This window comes from Streptomyces sp. SYP-A7185 (genome assembly GCF_046103685.1).
GTDB lineage: Bacteria > Actinomycetota > Actinomycetes > Streptomycetales > Streptomycetaceae > Streptomyces.
Window position 1 is genome coordinate 9,501,648 of record NZ_CP122310.1, and the last position, 15,025, is coordinate 9,516,672.

Below are 15,025 nucleotides of genomic sequence, written 5' to 3' on the forward strand. Positions count from 1 at the left end.
TGCCGGCGCCCCTTCCTATGGAGTGACTCCAATGGCGGCTCCACCGGTCTGCGGTGAGAGTGAGGGCAGCGCGCCGTCCGGCCACGGACGGCGCGTCTCACCGGCTGCCGCAGAAGGCGTTCCGCTTCGACGGTCACAGCGGTGCTCAGGACGAGGAGACGACGATGACAGACGGCAGCGAGCGTGCGGGCGCCTCGCAGCAGGCCGAGCTGCACCGGCTGCGCGGCCGGGTCGCGGCGCTGGAGTCCGAGCGGGCGCACGGCGCCCGTCGCCACCGCGGCCGGTCGTTCCTCGCGGCGCTGCTCATCGTGATCGGCTGCGTGCTCGCACCGCTCGCCGTCGTGGCCTCCTGGGCGGCCGACACCGTCGGCGACACCGACCGCTACGTCGACACGATCGGCCCGCTCGCCTCCGACCCCGCCGTGCAGGACGCCGTCGCCGACCGGGCCACGGACGCCCTGATGACCCGCATCGACCTATCGGCCCTCCTGTCCGAGGCGCCCGCCGCCGACCGGCCTCGCCTGGAGAAGGCCCTGGGCAGGCTCGGTGACTCCCTGGAGGACGCCGTACGCAGCTTCGTGCACGACAAAGCACGTGCGGTGGCCGGCTCCGACGCCTTCGACAACATCTGGAAGCAGGTCAACCGGCAGGCCCACAGCTCACTCGACAAAGCGCTGACCGGCAGCGGCGGAGGCGCCGTCAAGCTGGAGGACGACACCGTCACCCTCGACCTGGCGCCCCTGGTGGACCGCGTCAAGCAGTCCCTCGTCGACGAGGGCATGACGGTCGCGGGAAAGATCCCCGAGGTCCACACCGAGTTCACGCTCGTCAGATCGGACGACATCGGCAAGGCCAAGACGTATGTGCGGCTGCTGCAACTGGCCGGGAACTGGCTTCCCGTCCTCGCCCTGATCCTCGTCGCCGCCGGCGTCCTGCTCTCCGCACGCAGGAGACGGGCCCTGGTCACCGCGGCGCTGGCCGTCGCGCTGGCCACCGGGCTGCTCGGGATCGGGCTGCGGGTCTTCCGGGTGCTCTACCTCGACCGGCTGCCCGCGAACGTCTCGCAGGACGCGGCCGGCGCGGTGTACGACACCATGACGCACTTCCTGTTCACCACGGTCCGCATGGTCGTGGCCCTCGGCGTCGTGATCGCCCTGGCGGCCTGGCTCACCGGAGGCGGCCGCAGGGCCTCTCTGGTGCGCGGACTGTGGACCTCCGGCATCGGGGCCGTACGGTCCACCGCGGACCGCGCCGGGATGCGTCTTGGCCCGGTCGGCCCCTTCGTCCGCCGCCACCGCACCTGGATCACCTGGGTCCTGGTGGCCGCCGCGCTCCTCACCTACCTGCTGTGGTCCTACCCCACGGGCTGGGTCGTCGTCGGGATCGCGCTGTGCCTGCTGTTCCTGCTCGCGGCCCTGGAGTTCCTCGGCGGACACCGGCCCGACGGCGACCGGCCGGTCACCGACAGCGCGGTCTGAAGGGGCACCGGACGTGGCATCAGCAGACGCGGTCACCGTCCGCCGGATGACCGACACCCTGTTCATCGAACGCTCGCTCCGCAGCCCCAGCTCGACGCGGTTCTGGGGGCTGCTCGTCCTCGCCTCGGTCATCGCGAGCGCGGGCGTGGTGGGCGACTCCACCGCGACCGTCATCGGCGCGATGATCGTCGCGCCGCTGATGACGCCGATCCTGGGCAGCGCGCTGGCCCTGGTCCTGGCCGACCGGGCGCAGGTGATGCGGTGCGCACTGCTGGTGCTGGGCGGGGCGCTCGCCGTGGTGGCGATCGGGATGCTGCTCGGCTGGATCGCCGCCCCGCCCGACGCCTTCGCCTCCAACAGCCAGGTGTCCGGGCGGATCAGCCCGCGCCTGATCGACCTGCTCGCCGCCTTGGCCACCGGCACGGTCGGAGCCTTCGCACTGGTCCGCGCCGACATCTCCGACACGCTGCCCGGCGTGGCGATCGCCATCTCCCTCGTGCCGCCGCTCGCCGTGACCGGGCTGCTCCTCACGGTCGGCCGCTATCACGACGCCAGTGAGTCCGCGCTGCTCTTCGCGACCAACGTGGCCGCCATCGTGGCCACCGGCGCCATCGTGTTCCTGGTGTACGGAATCCGGGGTGCGGCCCAGGAATCCAGGCTGCGTATCGGCGAGTTCCACGGCCGGACCCTGGTCGCGGTGGCGGCGGTCGTCGTCCTGATCGCGGTGCCGCTGACCACCGGCACGATCACCGTCGCCCGGGACCGGATGCTCGCCGCCGATGCCCGCCCGGTGGCCGAGCGGTGGGCGGCCAGCGGCAAGTGGCAGATCGCGTCGGTCGAGGCCCGCAACGGCATCGTCGTCATCGGGGGGTGCTCGGCCTGCCGCCCCAGCCCGCGCCCGCCGCGCTGCGGACCGCCCTCGACCAGGCAGGCATGGCCGAGGCGGACCTCGAACTCCATCTCGTGGGCGGCCGGACGCATTGGTGCCCCGCGGACACGGACACCTGCACGGTGGACAAGGCGGCGCGCAGCTGACCGCGCTGCCACCGGAGATGGCCGAAGGACCAATCCGCCGGGCGGCGCGGCTCACGCGGGCAGCCGCTCCAGGAGCGCGGCGAAGTCGGTGCCCGGCGGCAGGGTGCCGAAGGCGAACCCTTGGTCACCGGCGAGCCGCGAGGCGCAGAACGTGTCGGCGACGGCGGCCGGCGCGTGGCGCACGAGCAGTGAACCCTGCAGCACGAGCGCGGCCCGCTCGATGATGCGGCGGGCGCGCAGCGGAGCATCCTCGGTGAGCACCAGCTCGTCGCGCAGTTCGCGCCAGGCCGTGTCGAGGCGCCGGTCGGCTCCGGTGGCCGCCTCGATCTCCGTACGGAAGGCGTCGAGGGAAGCGGGCTCGCGGGCCAAGGCGCGCAGCAGGTCCAGGGCGTTGACGTTGCCGGAGCCCTCCCAGATGCCGTTGAGGGGGGCCTCGCGGTACAGGCGCGGCATGCCCGAGGCCTCGTCGTAGCCGTTGCCGCCCAGGCATTCGAGGGCTTCGGTGACCACGGCCGGCTGCCGCTTGCACACCCAGTACTTGGAGACGGCGGTGGCCAGGCGCAAGAACGCGCGCTCTTGGCCGTCGCCGCGCTGGGCCCGGTCGGCGGCGCCCGCGAGGCGCAGCCCCAGCGTGGTGGCGGCCTCCGATTCCAGGCCCAGGTCGGCGAGCACGTTGCGCATCAGGGGCTGGTCGATGAGTTGGGCGCCGAACACCGCGCGGTGGCGGGTGTGGTGCGCGGCCTGTGCCAGGGACTCGCGGATGTGCCCGGCGGAGCCGAGCACGCAGTCCAGGCGGGTCATCGTCACCATGTCGATGATGGTGCGCACCCCCTTGCCCTCGTCGCCGACGAGCCAGGCCACCGTGTCGTCGAACTCGGGCTCGCTGCTGGCGTTGGAGCGGTTGCCGAGCTTGTCCTTCAGGCGCTGGATGCGGAAGGTGTTGCGGCTGCCGTCGGGCAGAACGCGCGGGACCAAGAAGCAGGACAGGCCGCCGGGTGCCTGGGCGAGCACGAGGAACAGGTCGTTCATCGGGGCGCTGGTGAACCACTTGTGGCCGCGCAACCGCCAGGTCCCGTCCGGCTGTTCGGCGGCGCCGGTGGTGTTGGCGCGTACGTCGGTGCCGCCCTGCTTCTCGGTCATGCCCATCCCGGCGAGCAGACCGCGTTTGCCGGTGGGCGTGCGCAGGCCCGGGTCGTAGACCGTGCTGGTCAGCAGCGGCTCGTACACCTTGGCCAGGTCGGGGGCGCGCCGCAGCGCGGGGACGACGGCGTAGGTCATGGAGACCGGGCACATGTGGCCCTGCTCCATCATGGTGGCCACCATGAACGTGGCGGCGCGCGCCACGTGGGCGCCGGGGCGCTGGTCGGCCCAGGCGGTACCGGCGGCGCCCGCACCGACGGTGGCCTCCATCAAGGAGTGGTAGGCGGGGTGGAACTCGACCTCGTCGACGCGGTTGCCGTAGCGGTCATGGGTGTGCAGCTCGGGTTCGTGGCGGTTGGCCTGATCCGCCCAGCCGCGCGCCTCCTGACTGCCGACGAGATGCCCGAAGCGGTGCAGGTCATCGAGGTGCCAGGCGGCGCCTTCGCGGCGCACCCCTTCGATGAGCACCGGGTCGTCGGCGGCGTCATGGCCGGTCAGCGGCGGTGCCTGGTTGGTCACCTGGTGGGTCACGGCGGTGGGGTGGCTGATCGGCGTGGACATGGTGCCTCCTGAAGGGGAGCCGGAGGGGGTCAGTGGGGCGCGCCGGCGCCGGCGCAGCGCAGCGCGGTGGCGGTGAGTTCGGTGAGGAGTTCGTCGGTGGCGCTCTGGTCGGGGGTGCCGAGCGGGTCGACGAGGACCTCGCCGACCGCTCCGGTGAGCGCGGCCGCGGTGATCTCGCCGTTCTGGGCGGGCAGCAGGCCCGCGGCCATGCCCTGGTGCACCACGTCGGCGAACAGCGCGCGGTAGCGGCGGCGGAAGTCCAGGCGTTCGGCGCCGACCGCCGCTTCGGCGGGGGCGGCGAGCAGGGCGTAGGCCAGGCCGCGGTTTTCCAGGGCACGGCGGGCGAAGACCTCGATGCCCTGGCTGAGGCGTGCGACCGGGTCGCCCGGCCCGCGCAGCACCGCGCCCAGGACTTCCACCTCGCGGCCCGCGGCCCGCCGGAACACCTCCACGGCGAGGGCGGCCTTGGAGGGGAAGTGCTGGTAGACCGATCCGGCCGCGATCCCGGCCGCGTCGGCGACGGCGGTCACCGACGCCTGTGACCAGCCCACTTCGGCGACGACGACGGTGGCGCAGGAGATCAGATGTTCCCGGGCGGCGTCCAGGCGGCGGATTTCGGCGGGGGTCTTGCGGTAGGCCATACAAGCAGTGAACCATCATTCAGAATTTAGCGCCATGGTCGGTCGAGCCGGCTCGGGCGGCGGCAGTGACGGGCTCGCCCACCGCGAACAGCGCTGAAGGCGTGGGGAGTTCACCGACGCGGCGGGCTGCGCCACGAGCGACTTCCGCTTCCAGGCCGAGCGCATCGTCACCAGCGAGATGAACAACTCCGGCCACAACTGCGTCGCCGGCCAGATCCTGCTCGTGCCCCGCCACTGGGACGGCACCGAGCGCCTGCTCGCCGAGATCCGCCGGGTCCTGGGCGAACTGCCGGCCCGCGCCGACTACTACCCCGGCGCCGACGAGCGCCTGACCGCCGTCGCCCGGGCCCACCCCGAAGCGGAGCTCCCCGGCGAGGGCCAAAGCCGCCTGCTCGTACCGGACATCACCGACCCCGACGACCCGATGCTCCGCATCGAGGTGTTCGCCAGCGCCCTGGGCGTGATGCGCCTCCCGGACGAGGACGCGCCGCAGTTCCTGCGCGCGGCAACGGAGTTCGCCAACGACAAGCTGCCCGGCACCCTGGGCGCCACACTCCTGGTCCACCCCGGCACCGAGCGCGCCCATCGCAAGGCGGTGGACGGGGCCGTCGCCGCGCTGCGCTACGGCACGCTCGGCGTCAACTGCTGGTGGGCCTTCGGATTCCTGCTCGGCTACACGCCCTGGGGCGCCCACCCCGGCCACACCCGCCAGGACATCGGCAGCGGCATCGGCTTCGTGCACAACGCGTTCATGCTGGAGGACGTCGAGAAGACCGTGCTGCGGGCGCCGTTCGCGCCCGCGCCGCGCGGCCTGTTCACCGGCTCGCCCTCCCTCTCGCCCCGGCCGCCGTACTACGTCACCAACCGCACCGGCCGCACGACGATGGAGCGTCTGACGGCCTACACGTGCGACTCGAAGGTGAGCAGACTGCCGGGCATCTTCGCCGCGGCGCTGCGCGGCTGAGGCGCGGCGAGACGAGCTCCGGGCGCGTCAGGAGTTGAGAACCCGGGCCTTCTCCGTCGCGAACTCCTCGTCCGTCAAGAGCCCTTGCGCCTTGAGGTCGGCGAGCGCGGTGAGCTGGGTGACCCGGTCCGGAGCGGGAGCCTGGGGCGGGGTCTGGGGCTGCGCCTGGGCCACCGGGGCCTGCTGCGGGGGCTGGGTGCCCATCTGCCGTTGCAGGTCCCGCTCGGCCATGCCGCGGTTCACGCGGTTGGAGACCGCGGATGCCGTGCCCGAGATCACCGCGGTGCGGGCGATGGTACCCAGCAGGCCGGGCCGTCCGAATCGTTGCGGCATGAGTGCCGTCCTTCCTGATGGCCAGGTGGCGCGTGGCGCGGTGGCTTGATGGTCAGCTGTCGAGGGCGGAGATCGCCTCGACGACGGTGTCCCTGGGGATGCGCTCCAGCAGGCGGATCTCGCCGTGCGAGTCCCGCACCGCGGCGCCGAGCCGGGCGGCCCAGGCGTTCTCCCAGGCCACGACCACGGCCGACGACCGCGGAGGAAGAGTCTCGGCGACGGACCGCAGATCCTCGTCGCTGAGCAGGTCGAACTGGACGTCGGCGACCTGCTGGAACAGCTCGGACACCTCCGCGTCCGCGAGTTCGACGACGTCGACCGCGCCGTCGTCGGCCTTTCTCACGAAGGTCAGGTCGAGGATGCGTACCGTCTCATCCTTTTGCAGGTCTCGCAGGGCGGGCCCGATCTCGCCGTTGAACCGGTTGCCTTCGAAGGCGATCACGGCGACGTCCACCGGGCCGACGCTGTCGGCGTTGAGGCCACTACCCACGAGGATCCACCTTCCGAAAAGGGGCAAACAGCACTAGAGCCGATCATAGGGTGGTGGCCGGATGTGCGCGCCCGTGAACCAGCTGGGCGTGGACCCTGAACCACTGAGACAGCACCTCGCCGCCTCCGGACATACCCCGCACGGTCCGTCCCCGCATGCGCTGCGCCCGCGCCCCGCCCAGGCTCGAACCATGCGTACCCGTACCCGACTCGCCGCCGCCCTCGCCGCCACCCTGCTTCTGGCCACCGCGTGCGGCGAGGACAGCAAGCCCGACCCGATGCGCGACCAGCAGTGGGTCCTGGACGCGCTCAAGCTGCCCGACGCCTGGGACAAGACCAACGGCGACGACACGGTCATCGCGGTCGTCGACACCGGAGCCGACCTCGACCACCCCGACCTTAAGGGCCGCCTGGTCAAGGGCCACGACTTCGTGGACGGCGACGACGAACCCAAGGACATGAACGGCCACGGCACGCACGTCTCGGGCATCGCGGCCGCTCACACCGACAACGGAACCGGCATCGCGGGCGGCGCCCCCGGCGCCAAGATCATGCCGGTGCGGGTGCTCGGAGCAGGCGGCACCGGGGACAACGCCGACATCACCAAGGGCATCGTCTGGGCCGCCGACCACGGCGCCGACGTCATCAACCTCTCCCTGGGCGAGAGCGGCCTGATGGCCCGCCTCCTGAAGGGCGGCACCCTCAACGACGCCATCAGGCACGCGCACGACAAGGGCGCGGTCGTGGTCGCCGCGGCGGGCAACGAAGGCACCGCGCTGCAGCCCTACAAGGTCGACACCCCGGTCCTGGTCGTCGGCGCGAGCGACCAGAGCGGCCGGCCCGCCGACTTCTCCAACTTCGGTGCGCAGCAGGCAGTCTCGGCGCCCGGGGTCGCCATCCTCTCCACCCTTCCGACGTACAAGACGAAGGAGACCCTGAAGAACGACAGCGGCTACGGCGAACTGGACGGCACCTCCATGGCCGCCCCCTACGTCTCCGCCGTCGCGGCCCTCCTGCACCAGCAGGACCGCGGCCCGGACCAGATCATGAAGGCCATCCGCAGCACGGCGAAGAACCCGGACGACCTCGCCAAGCTGGGCCTTGGCGTCGTCGACGCCAAGGCCGCCGCCGCTTCCGCGAAGAACTGACCGGCCCTACGCGCCGCGGCCCTACGCGCCGCGGCGCTGGGGGACGCTGGTGGCGGCCGCCCGCATGGCGGCCGGGGAGCGGGGGCGACTCTGCGGTGGGGGTTCAGGTGCGCTGGGGACGGCCGAAGAGGAGGTCGTAACCCGGAGGCAGTTGCAGCAGGATGCGGCGGGTCAGGTCCTCGCCCGCCGCGTCGGCGGCCACGCTCAGTACGGCGCTGACGTCCCAGGCCGCGGTCTGTTCGGAGGCCCCTTCGATCCACGCCGCGCTCGCCCGCACGAACCGCTCCGGCGAGAGGGGCTCGGGGGCCTGCAGCGGGTTGAGCAGGATCAGGGCGAAGGTCTCCGGGAGGCGGCCGGCCAGTTCGGCCCGAACCTCACCCACCAGATGGGCGCCCAACAGCGCCAGAACCGTACGCGCGGCCCGCTCGGCTTCCTGGGGGGTGGCGTACTCGCCGCGTTCCTGTACGTGATCGAGGAATGCTTGCCATCGCATGTCCGCCGACGTCCCTTCCGCGTCAAGGTAAGAAGAACGACGTGGGACCGTTGTAGCATGTCGTCCAAACGATGACAATCGGAAATGTCGTCGGAAGGGTGACGTCCCGGGACTCGGTGATTGCTTCGCGTGACCTTCCACGCGGAAGACGCCACGAATCCGCAGAGGATGTCACGGATCGCGGTCCGCGCACGCTGCCTGCGTGCGGAGTGGTCAGTGGCGGAAGAAGCAGTGAATGGTGGTGCCCTGGCGCGCCGTGGAGTGCACGCGCACCAGATCGGCGACCGTATGCACCAGCAGCAGACCGCGGCCGCCCAGCTGGTTCGGGGCCGGAGGGCGGCGGCCGGCGAGCGGGTCGGCGAGGTGGCCGGTGTCCCGCACCTCGCAGACGATGTGAGAGTCCTGGGACCAGATCCGCAGCGTGCCGAACCCGCCCCCGTGCAGCACGCTGTTGGTCGTCAACTCCGCCACCGCCAGGGCGAAATCGTCCTGGCGGGATGCGGACAGGCCGAGATCGGCCGCCCGGCGTGTCGCCCCCTGGCGGGCGGGGGCCAGGGTGCCTTTCTTGTAGTCCGTGCTCCACGCGTCGTCGGGCGCGGTCAAGGACAGGTTGTAGCGGGAGATCACCGTTTCGGGGGCGTAGGACCCACTCGTGTCCGATCTCCCGGATTCGATGACCGTCGGGTGCGTGGCGCGGGCGTCGGCCAGGACCGTCTCGTCCAGCCCGTCCGTGTCGTAGGGACAGAGAATCGTCGCCTCTCGGCCCCGGAAAGCAAGATTGATCAGTGCCTCGTGCTGGGCGCAGGCGGGGTACTCGGCGTCCGTCCGGCCGGCCCAGATCGGTTCACCGATGATCCGCACCCGCCCGGTGGGGTGGGCGTCGGCAAAGGCGCGCAGGACGCGCGGGATGATCCTGCCGGGATTGCGCCCCGCCTCGGCCATGTCTATCAGGCGCACCTGAGCGGCCTGACCGCCCAGTGCGGCGCGCAGAAGTTCGAGGCGGGCCCCGGGCACGGCCACGGCCACCGCCTCGTCCGACGCCAGCCCGTCGCGGACGAAGGGCACGGTACCGGCCAGGTACTCGCGTTCGCCCCGGTAGAACAGAGCCGGGTGGACGAAGGGGTCGGTCTGGGACACGGCACTCATGAGGCGTCTACCTCGATCGTTGGCAGGTTGGTCCAGAACAGTTCCAGCAGACGGGCCAAGGTGGGCGGTGGGCTGCCCAGCACGAAACGCTGGTCGCCGTTCAGGCGTTGGGCGGTGACGGCCAGCGCCGTGGCGCCGGCCATGTCGATGAAGGTCAGCTCTGACAGTTCCAGGTAGTACGGTCCGCGGGACTGGCCGACCACCCGTTCCAGGGTTCGTTCCCACACCGGGCGGGTCGGCAGGGAGACCTCTCCCGCCACTTTGACGCCGGCCCGATCCGGCAACGGGCAGACCGTCAACTGGGTGCTCGAGGGCGCTGGGCGTGGCCGCGTGGCGTGCCCGCCGTGCGGGTCGTTCACATCACCCTCCTGCCAGCCCCTGAGTCGTCCTCGCCAGTATCGCCCCTCCGGACGTGAACGGCGACGAGATGAAACAGACCGCTGAGCGACCGGACAGAGGCGGCCTGCGACCGCAATCGGCTCAGCGGGCACGAACACCCTGATCACCCGCTGCCGCCGGTAAGACTATCTCGCCGCTGCGGCAGAGCTGACATATCGGTTGCCCGCGGACGCCGTGGACACGTCGTTGCCGCAGCTGCCACCGAGAACTCCGCGGCCGCTGCGGCTCTCGTCATCCGAGCGGCGGACCCAGTGACCGCGAGCAGCGCACCCACAGCGCGAGCACCGCATCCAAAGAGGGCACGGTCCTCGCGCGGCCGGGAATCGGTGCCGCTTCACGGGACCCGCGCGCCCGCGGTCGCCTCATTTCCACCAGAAGCTGTACGCCCTGCCGAGCGCGGTCACCGCGCTCGCGTCGAGCTCCGGATGCCGGGTGCGCACATATTCCTCGTATCGGCGGGTGGCGGACTGCAGGTCATGCGCGCTCCAGTCCACCTCGAACGTGTCCATCTCGGCGACCACGGCGGCGGCATAGGCGATGAGCCGGTTCGCCTCTTCGGGCGCGAAGGCCCTCCGGACGGCTGCTCGGTCGACCTCCGGGTAGGGCTTGCCCCCGCCCAGGAGATACAAGCTGATGGCCCGGCTGCGGTTGTCGGCGTCGGTCACACGGTCAGTCCTGACGGGTGTGGATGGTCTTCTCCTTGTCGGAATCCGGGTCCACGGATACCACCTTGGTGACGTTCCGATTCCGCTTGAGGTTCTCGAACTCCGTGTACCAGATCGCGTTCGGGCGTACGTGCGCGCCCAGGATGACGTGCACCGTGCCGCTCGCCTGGCGCGCGTATTCCTCGGACACCGCCGACCAGGCAAGCTCGACCCTCTCCGAGCCGTCCCAAGCGGGCATCTCGATGTTCCGCTTCTCCAGCAGCATGCCCAGCGTGACGCCACCACGCCGGGTGGCGATCTTCCCGGCGAGGTCCTCGCCGCCGCTGCCGAGCCCGGACCAGAAGTACGCGGTGCTCTTCTTGGTGGAGAAGTCGCCGACGATGACGTCCGCACCGAGCGCGCGAGCCGTCGATGCGGTGTTCTTCACCATGCCGCGCGGCGGGTGCAAGGTGACGTCCCGCCACTTGCCGCCCTCGGGGTCGCGGTAGAGGGCGATGACCGCCGTGTGGTGGGACTGGTGCGGTGTCGCGGCCTGTGCTGCGGGGAGCGGTCGTTCTCCTTGCCCAACGCCTGCGTTGGCGGCCTGCGCGCCACCGAGCAGCAGCAGGGCCGATGTCAGGGCGGCTACCGCACGCGATGCCCAAATCCTCACGTAAAACTCCTCATGTCGGGACGTTCGGTGCACGTGAGGTTACTCATGGTGACGATCACGTGAGGGTGGCGACACGGCTGAGCCAGGAGGCGGGAGGGCAGGCACGGTGCGGGGGCAACGGGAACTCAAAGGAAGGCAGAGCCTGCAGGCCCGGTGCGACGACCCCGCCGGCGAGCACGCCACCCCCCGGGCGTGCCGGCGACGATGTACGACCGGCACACCCGGCTGCCTGTTGTTCGCGTAGTGCCACCGCAGATACGCTGGCAGCCCCCACCGGCCGAAGTGCGATCCGGCCTTAGCCCTCCAAGAGCCGTGGAGAATACGCATGAGTGATGTGGGCTTCGGCACCGGCAAAGTGGTCGTGAACCGTGCGATGTCGCTGGACGGCTTCATCGCCGGCCCTGGTCACGCGATGGACTGGATCTCCGAGTTCCTGACCGCGGCCGAGGTGCCGGAGGTCATGGAGGCCACGGGCGCCATGCTCGTCGGCCGGGGCACGTACGAGGTCGCCAAGCGCATGGCCGCCCAGGACACCCCCTACGACGGGGGAGCGCAGTTCGTCCTCACACACAGGCCTCCCGACGCGCCGGACCCCACCGTCACCTTCCTCACCTGCGGGGTTGAGGAAGCCGTCGCCACGGCGCGCGGCGCCGCCGGCGGCAAGAACCTGGAGATCCTCGGTGCCGACGTAGCGGCCCAGTGCCTGCAGCGCGGGCTGGTCGACGAGATCCTGGTGTATGTCCTGCCGGTGCTCCTGGGCGACGGCGTCCGCTTCTCGCCCCCAAGCCTCGACAGGATCGACCTGGAGCCGTTCAGCAATACCCAGTCGGGCGCGGTCACGACGCTCCGCTTCCGCGTGCGGAGGTAGGCGCGGCCCTCGCCGGGCCTCTGCGAAAATCTGCGGGTGAGCACGAGCGAGTTGTCCGACGTCGAGTACGCCTTCGTGCTCAATGCGAGCGAGATCGACATTCTTCCGGGAGTCCGAGGAGATCTGGACGAGCCGCTGGCGTCTGGACCCGCAGCGGATCTGGCACCGATTCTCCTCGCCCTCGTCGACGCCGGGGTGGTTGAGGTCTGCCGGTATGTCCCGTGGAAAGCACCCGACGGGACCAACGGCTGCCAACCCGGACCGCCGCTCTCACAGGAAGACCTGCCGGGGGTACTCGCCCGCGCCGAGGAGTGGGACTACCCGGACGACTTCGAGTGGCTCGGCAGGCTCACGCTGGTGCTGACAGATCATCTCCCAGGTTGAGACACGCTCTCCGAGGGGGAGCGAGCGGGGCCGCAAAGAGCAGGCCGGGGGAGCTTGCAACTGACGCCCTGCCTCTCAGATCGAGGGACTTATGGCAGCTTCCGTGGTGGCGCCGCCGGGCCGAGGGGTGCTCGGAGGTCCGCGCGTCTGGTCGCCGCTGGACTTGGTCTCCAGGATCAGATCGGGCTTCAGCGCAGCGACCTTCTCGTACTCGAACCCCAGTGTGCCGATCTTCTTCGGGCTCTTGTCGTACAGGCCCTTGGCCCAGGGGCCGACGCACTCCCCGCCGAACCGTCTTCGGGCGGGTGGGTGTCAGTGGCGTCTGCGATCGTGTGCGCCGTGGATGAACTCGTGGAACGCGTGGACGCTCACGACCGGGTGTTGGGGATCGTCAGCCGGCGGGAGGCGGTTCGGGAGGGCTGGCTGCACCGAGTGGGCGTGGTGGTGTGCCGTGACGGGAGAAACCGCTATCTCGTCCACCGGCGAGCCGAGCAGCTGTCTCGCTTCCCGGGGCACTACGAACTCGGGATCGGGGGCGCTGCGGGGGTCGGTGAGTCCTATGAGCGGGCGGCCGCCCGCGAACTCCGTGAGGAGCTGGGGACTTCGGCTTCAGTGAGCCTTCGATTCCATTTCCTCAACCGGGGCGGGCTCAGTCCCTATTGGCTGGGAGTATGCGATGCCGTGCTCCCGGAGACCCTCGCCCCCGATCTGAGTGAGGTGGCCTGGCACGGGTGGCTGACCGAATCCGAGCTGCGGCAGGCTCTGCGAGAGTGGACCTTCACTCCTGAGAGCGAGGAGATTTTCGCTCGGTACCTCGCCGGTCGGACCGGCCCGGCGTCCGCGCAGAAGCGGCGCCCGTGAACTGAGCCGGCTCGGCGAAGGCGTCGATCGTTCCAAGCTTTCGTTACGACCGAGCCGCTGGCACCCATTCTTCGGCCCCCGGGGCTAATCAGCGCACTGGTGCCGTTCGTCCGGGGTGCCACGCGCCGACGCCGGTGCGAGTGTCACTGGCTGGAGGAGTTGCCGCCCTCATGGGCGTCGAGCAGCTCGTCCCAGTGCTCGGTAGCCCAGCGGCACGCGACGTCCAGCGGCTCCAGCACACTGCGCCCCAGTGGGGTCAGCGCGTATTCCACCCGCAATTTCGGGTCGGAGTGCTCCGAGCGTGACACGAAGCCGTTTCGCTCCAGACCGCGCAGCGACTGGGTGAGCACCTTGGGGGTGACGCGGGCCAGCGGCACGCGGAGTTCGGAGTATCTGCGCGGTCCGTCGTCCAGGCAGCGCAGGATCATGGGTGCCCATTTGTCACCGAAGCGGAAGGGCACCAGCGAGGACGGACACAGCTCGTCGAACAAGTCGGCTGGCAGCGGCGGCCTTTGCGGCATCGAGAGTCTCCCGTCTCCGATCTTGGTATCCAGATGGTGACCGACCTTCCGGATACCTTCTCGAGCATCGACGCAACGGGAGGTATTCCGACGACGGCAGATCGTGGGTGTCGGGGGAGACGGTCACCCATCCTCTTGGCAACCTCACCGATCCGCTCCCGACCCGCCCTCCTCCGGCCGAAAGGCAGCCGCCGACGCGCCGATTCGAGTCTCATGTCCACGACAGGCGCACGGCAACGGGCGTCGAACCCGACCTCACCGTCTCCCTCTACAAGGCAAGGCAGGACAGTATGCGCGCAGCCCGTTTCCACGAGTACGGCGGAGCGGAGAGTCTGGTGATCGAGGAGGTCACCGACCCTCACCCCGGGTTCGGCGAGATCCGTGTCCGGGTCGCGGCGGCCAGCGTCAATCCCATCGACTGGAAACTGCGCGCCGGAGCCCTGCGGCAGTTCATTCCCCTGGAGCTGCCCGCCGTTCCCGGGCGCGACGCCGTCGGCGTGGTCGACGCAATCGGTGACGGAGTGCAAGGGGTGAGCATCGGCGAGCGGGTCTTCGGGCTGGGCGGTGTCACCGGCGCCACCGCAGAGCTGTTCCTTCTCTCGGCCTGGGCCCACGCCCCCGATACGTGGAACGACGAGCAGGCCGCGGGAGCCGGTCTCGCGGCCGTGACCGCGATGCGGGGACTGAATGCGCTCGGCTCCCTTGCGGGTCGCACCCTTCTGGTCGAGGGCGCCGCCGGAGGCGTCGGTAGCGCGGCCGTCGAAATCGCTGTGGCGCAAGGCGCCACCGTGATCGGGACAGCCAGCGAACGCAATCACGACTTCCTGACTTCCCTCGGCGCCCGTCCCACCACTTATGGCCCGGGTCTCGCGCAACGCCTGACCCCTCTCGTCCCGCACGGCGTCGATCTCGCGCTCGACACCGCCGCCTCCGGATCCCTGGAGGACCTCGTCGCGATCACGGGCGATCCGACGCGCGTGGCGACCGTCGCCGACCACGCGGGCGGCCAGCGCCTGGGCACCCATGTGGTCAACGCGGAGAACGATTCCGCCCTCTTGTCCGTGGCCGCGGAACTGGGCCGGCGCGGCCACTACACACCCCGTATCGAACAGGCCTACCCGCTGGAGCGGATCGCCGACGCCCACGCCCACGCCGAGCGCGGTCGCACGCGCGGCAAGATCGTGATCTGCATCTGAAGCGACGGCCGGCACGAGTGGCGCGGCATCAGTGGCGCGGCCCGCCGTATC

Annotated in this window: 17 protein-coding genes and 2 pseudogenes; 8 read left to right on the top strand and 11 right to left on the bottom strand. The window is 70.8% G+C overall.

All coding sequences use genetic code 11. The annotated features are described in order from the left end of the window. Nucleotides 1-164 precede the first annotated feature (164 nt). Together QBL25_RS42050 and QBL25_RS42055 are read left to right on the top strand one after the other, a co-directional pair. Complete coding sequence (locus QBL25_RS42050) at nt 165-1,478, top strand: hypothetical protein (protein WP_409062256.1); 1,314 nt, start codon at nt 165-167, stop codon at nt 1,476-1,478. Between the two features lie 199 nt (nt 1,479-1,677). Continuing rightward, nucleotides 1,678-2,016 (top strand): annotated as a pseudogene (locus QBL25_RS42055) (DUF389 domain-containing protein); the annotation flags it as partial. Between the two features lie 548 nt (nt 2,017-2,564). Here QBL25_RS42055 and QBL25_RS42060 read toward each other — a convergent pair. Continuing rightward, on the bottom strand, nt 2,565-4,214 hold the full coding sequence (locus tag QBL25_RS42060; RefSeq protein WP_409062257.1) for an acyl-CoA dehydrogenase family protein: 1,650 nt from the start codon (nt 4,212-4,214) through the stop codon (nt 2,565-2,567). A 29-nt stretch (nt 4,215-4,243) separates the two neighbouring features. Continuing rightward, the gene (locus QBL25_RS42065; RefSeq protein ID WP_409062258.1) at nt 4,244-4,855 is read right to left on the bottom strand and encodes a TetR/AcrR family transcriptional regulator; all 612 of its coding nucleotides are present in this window, start codon (nt 4,853-4,855) and stop codon (nt 4,244-4,246) included. A 178-nt stretch (nt 4,856-5,033) separates the two neighbouring features. On the opposite strand from QBL25_RS42065, the gene QBL25_RS42070 reads away from it, so the two are divergent. Further along, nucleotides 5,034-5,819 carry a hypothetical protein gene (locus tag QBL25_RS42070; RefSeq protein ID WP_409062259.1) on the top strand — a complete coding sequence of 262 codons (786 nt, stop codon included), beginning with the start codon at nt 5,034-5,036 and terminating at the stop codon, nt 5,817-5,819. A 27-nt stretch (nt 5,820-5,846) separates the two neighbouring features. Here the strand turns inward: QBL25_RS42070 and QBL25_RS42075 are convergent, their stop codons facing one another. Together QBL25_RS42075 and QBL25_RS42080 are read right to left on the bottom strand one after the other, a co-directional pair. Further along, nucleotides 5,847-6,152: an SHOCT domain-containing protein gene (locus QBL25_RS42075; protein ID WP_409062260.1), complete on the bottom strand. Its 306-nt coding sequence runs from the start codon at nt 6,150-6,152 to the stop codon at nt 5,847-5,849. Between the two features lie 52 nt (nt 6,153-6,204). After that, on the bottom strand, nt 6,205-6,642 hold the full coding sequence (locus QBL25_RS42080; protein WP_409062261.1) for a DUF6325 family protein: 438 nt from the start codon (nt 6,640-6,642) through the stop codon (nt 6,205-6,207). Between the two features lie 190 nt (nt 6,643-6,832). Between QBL25_RS42080 and QBL25_RS42085 the strand changes: the two genes are divergently transcribed. After that, entirely contained in the window at nt 6,833-7,789 is a 957-nt protein-coding gene (locus tag QBL25_RS42085; protein ID WP_409062262.1) for a S8 family peptidase, read from the top strand. A 103-nt stretch (nt 7,790-7,892) separates the two neighbouring features. On the opposite strand, the gene QBL25_RS42090 is transcribed toward QBL25_RS42085, so the two are convergent. The 5 genes from QBL25_RS42090 to QBL25_RS42110 all read right to left on the bottom strand — a co-directional run bounded on the left by QBL25_RS42090 (nt 7,893) and on the right by QBL25_RS42110 (nt 11,144). Next, a complete protein-coding gene (locus QBL25_RS42090; RefSeq protein WP_409062263.1) occupies nt 7,893-8,282 on the bottom strand; it encodes a DUF2267 domain-containing protein in 390 nt (129 codons plus the stop codon). A 213-nt stretch (nt 8,283-8,495) separates the two neighbouring features. Continuing rightward, nucleotides 8,496-9,428, bottom strand: a complete 933-nt coding sequence (locus QBL25_RS42095) for an anti-sigma factor RsbA family regulatory protein (protein WP_409062264.1) — start codon at nt 9,426-9,428, stop codon at nt 8,496-8,498. Beyond that, entirely contained in the window at nt 9,425-9,787 is a 363-nt protein-coding gene (locus tag QBL25_RS42100) for an STAS domain-containing protein (protein ID WP_409062265.1), read from the bottom strand. Before QBL25_RS42100 ends, QBL25_RS42095 begins: the two co-directional genes overlap by 4 nt. A 402-nt stretch (nt 9,788-10,189) precedes the next feature. Further along, a complete protein-coding gene (locus QBL25_RS42105) occupies nt 10,190-10,492 on the bottom strand; it encodes a hypothetical protein (protein ID WP_409062266.1) in 303 nt (100 codons plus the stop codon). A gap of 4 nt (nt 10,493-10,496) precedes the next feature. Continuing rightward, complete coding sequence (locus tag QBL25_RS42110) at nt 10,497-11,144, bottom strand: hypothetical protein (protein ID WP_409062267.1); 648 nt, start codon at nt 11,142-11,144, stop codon at nt 10,497-10,499. 325 nt (nt 11,145-11,469) lie between these two features. Between QBL25_RS42110 and QBL25_RS42115 the strand changes: the two genes are divergently transcribed. Together QBL25_RS42115 and QBL25_RS42120 are read left to right on the top strand one after the other, a co-directional pair. Continuing rightward, the gene (locus QBL25_RS42115) at nt 11,470-12,012 is read left to right on the top strand and encodes a dihydrofolate reductase family protein (protein WP_409062268.1); all 543 of its coding nucleotides are present in this window, start codon (nt 11,470-11,472) and stop codon (nt 12,010-12,012) included. A 36-nt stretch (nt 12,013-12,048) separates the two neighbouring features. After that, nucleotides 12,049-12,396: a hypothetical protein gene (locus QBL25_RS42120; RefSeq protein ID WP_409062269.1), complete on the top strand. Its 348-nt coding sequence runs from the start codon at nt 12,049-12,051 to the stop codon at nt 12,394-12,396. Nucleotides 12,397-12,537: 141 nt separating this feature from the next. Here QBL25_RS42120 and QBL25_RS42125 read toward each other — a convergent pair. Then, nucleotides 12,538-12,687 (bottom strand): annotated as a pseudogene (locus QBL25_RS42125) (iron-siderophore ABC transporter substrate-binding protein); the annotation flags it as partial. Between the two features lie 48 nt (nt 12,688-12,735). On the opposite strand from QBL25_RS42125, the gene QBL25_RS42130 reads away from it, so the two are divergent. Continuing rightward, complete coding sequence (locus QBL25_RS42130) at nt 12,736-13,257, top strand: NUDIX hydrolase (RefSeq protein ID WP_409062270.1); 522 nt, start codon at nt 12,736-12,738, stop codon at nt 13,255-13,257. A 143-nt stretch (nt 13,258-13,400) separates the two neighbouring features. On the opposite strand, the gene QBL25_RS42135 is transcribed toward QBL25_RS42130, so the two are convergent. After that, nucleotides 13,401-13,778 (bottom strand): winged helix-turn-helix transcriptional regulator, encoded by a 378-nt coding sequence (locus QBL25_RS42135; protein ID WP_409062271.1) that lies wholly within the window; start codon nt 13,776-13,778, stop codon nt 13,401-13,403. Nucleotides 13,779-14,068: 290 nt separating this feature from the next. Here QBL25_RS42135 and QBL25_RS42140 point away from each other — a divergent pair, with 290 nt between their 5' ends. Next, complete coding sequence (locus QBL25_RS42140) at nt 14,069-14,974, top strand: NADP-dependent oxidoreductase (protein ID WP_409062962.1); 906 nt, start codon at nt 14,069-14,071, stop codon at nt 14,972-14,974. Nucleotides 14,975-15,025: the final 51 nt, after the last annotated feature.

Coding starts and splice junctions, on each gene's coding strand:
- QBL25_RS42050 (WP_409062256.1), top strand. CDS start 165: ATGACAGACGGCAGCGAGCGTGCGGGCGCCTCGCAGCAGGCCGAGCTG.
- QBL25_RS42060 (WP_409062257.1), bottom strand. CDS start 4,214: ATGTCCACGCCGATCAGCCACCCCACCGCCGTGACCCACCAGGTGACC.
- QBL25_RS42065 (WP_409062258.1), bottom strand. CDS start 4,855: ATGGCCTACCGCAAGACCCCCGCCGAAATCCGCCGCCTGGACGCCGCC.
- QBL25_RS42070 (WP_409062259.1), top strand. CDS start 5,034: ATGAACAACTCCGGCCACAACTGCGTCGCCGGCCAGATCCTGCTCGTG.
- QBL25_RS42075 (WP_409062260.1), bottom strand. CDS start 6,152: ATGCCGCAACGATTCGGACGGCCCGGCCTGCTGGGTACCATCGCCCGC.
- QBL25_RS42085 (WP_409062262.1), top strand. CDS start 6,833: ATGCGTACCCGTACCCGACTCGCCGCCGCCCTCGCCGCCACCCTGCTT.
- QBL25_RS42090 (WP_409062263.1), bottom strand. CDS start 8,282: ATGCGATGGCAAGCATTCCTCGATCACGTACAGGAACGCGGCGAGTAC.
- QBL25_RS42095 (WP_409062264.1), bottom strand. CDS start 9,428: ATGAGTGCCGTGTCCCAGACCGACCCCTTCGTCCACCCGGCTCTGTTC.
- QBL25_RS42115 (WP_409062268.1), top strand. CDS start 11,470: ATGAGTGATGTGGGCTTCGGCACCGGCAAAGTGGTCGTGAACCGTGCG.
- QBL25_RS42135 (WP_409062271.1), bottom strand. CDS start 13,778: ATGCCGCAAAGGCCGCCGCTGCCAGCCGACTTGTTCGACGAGCTGTGT.
- QBL25_RS42140 (WP_409062962.1), top strand. CDS start 14,069: ATGCGCGCAGCCCGTTTCCACGAGTACGGCGGAGCGGAGAGTCTGGTG.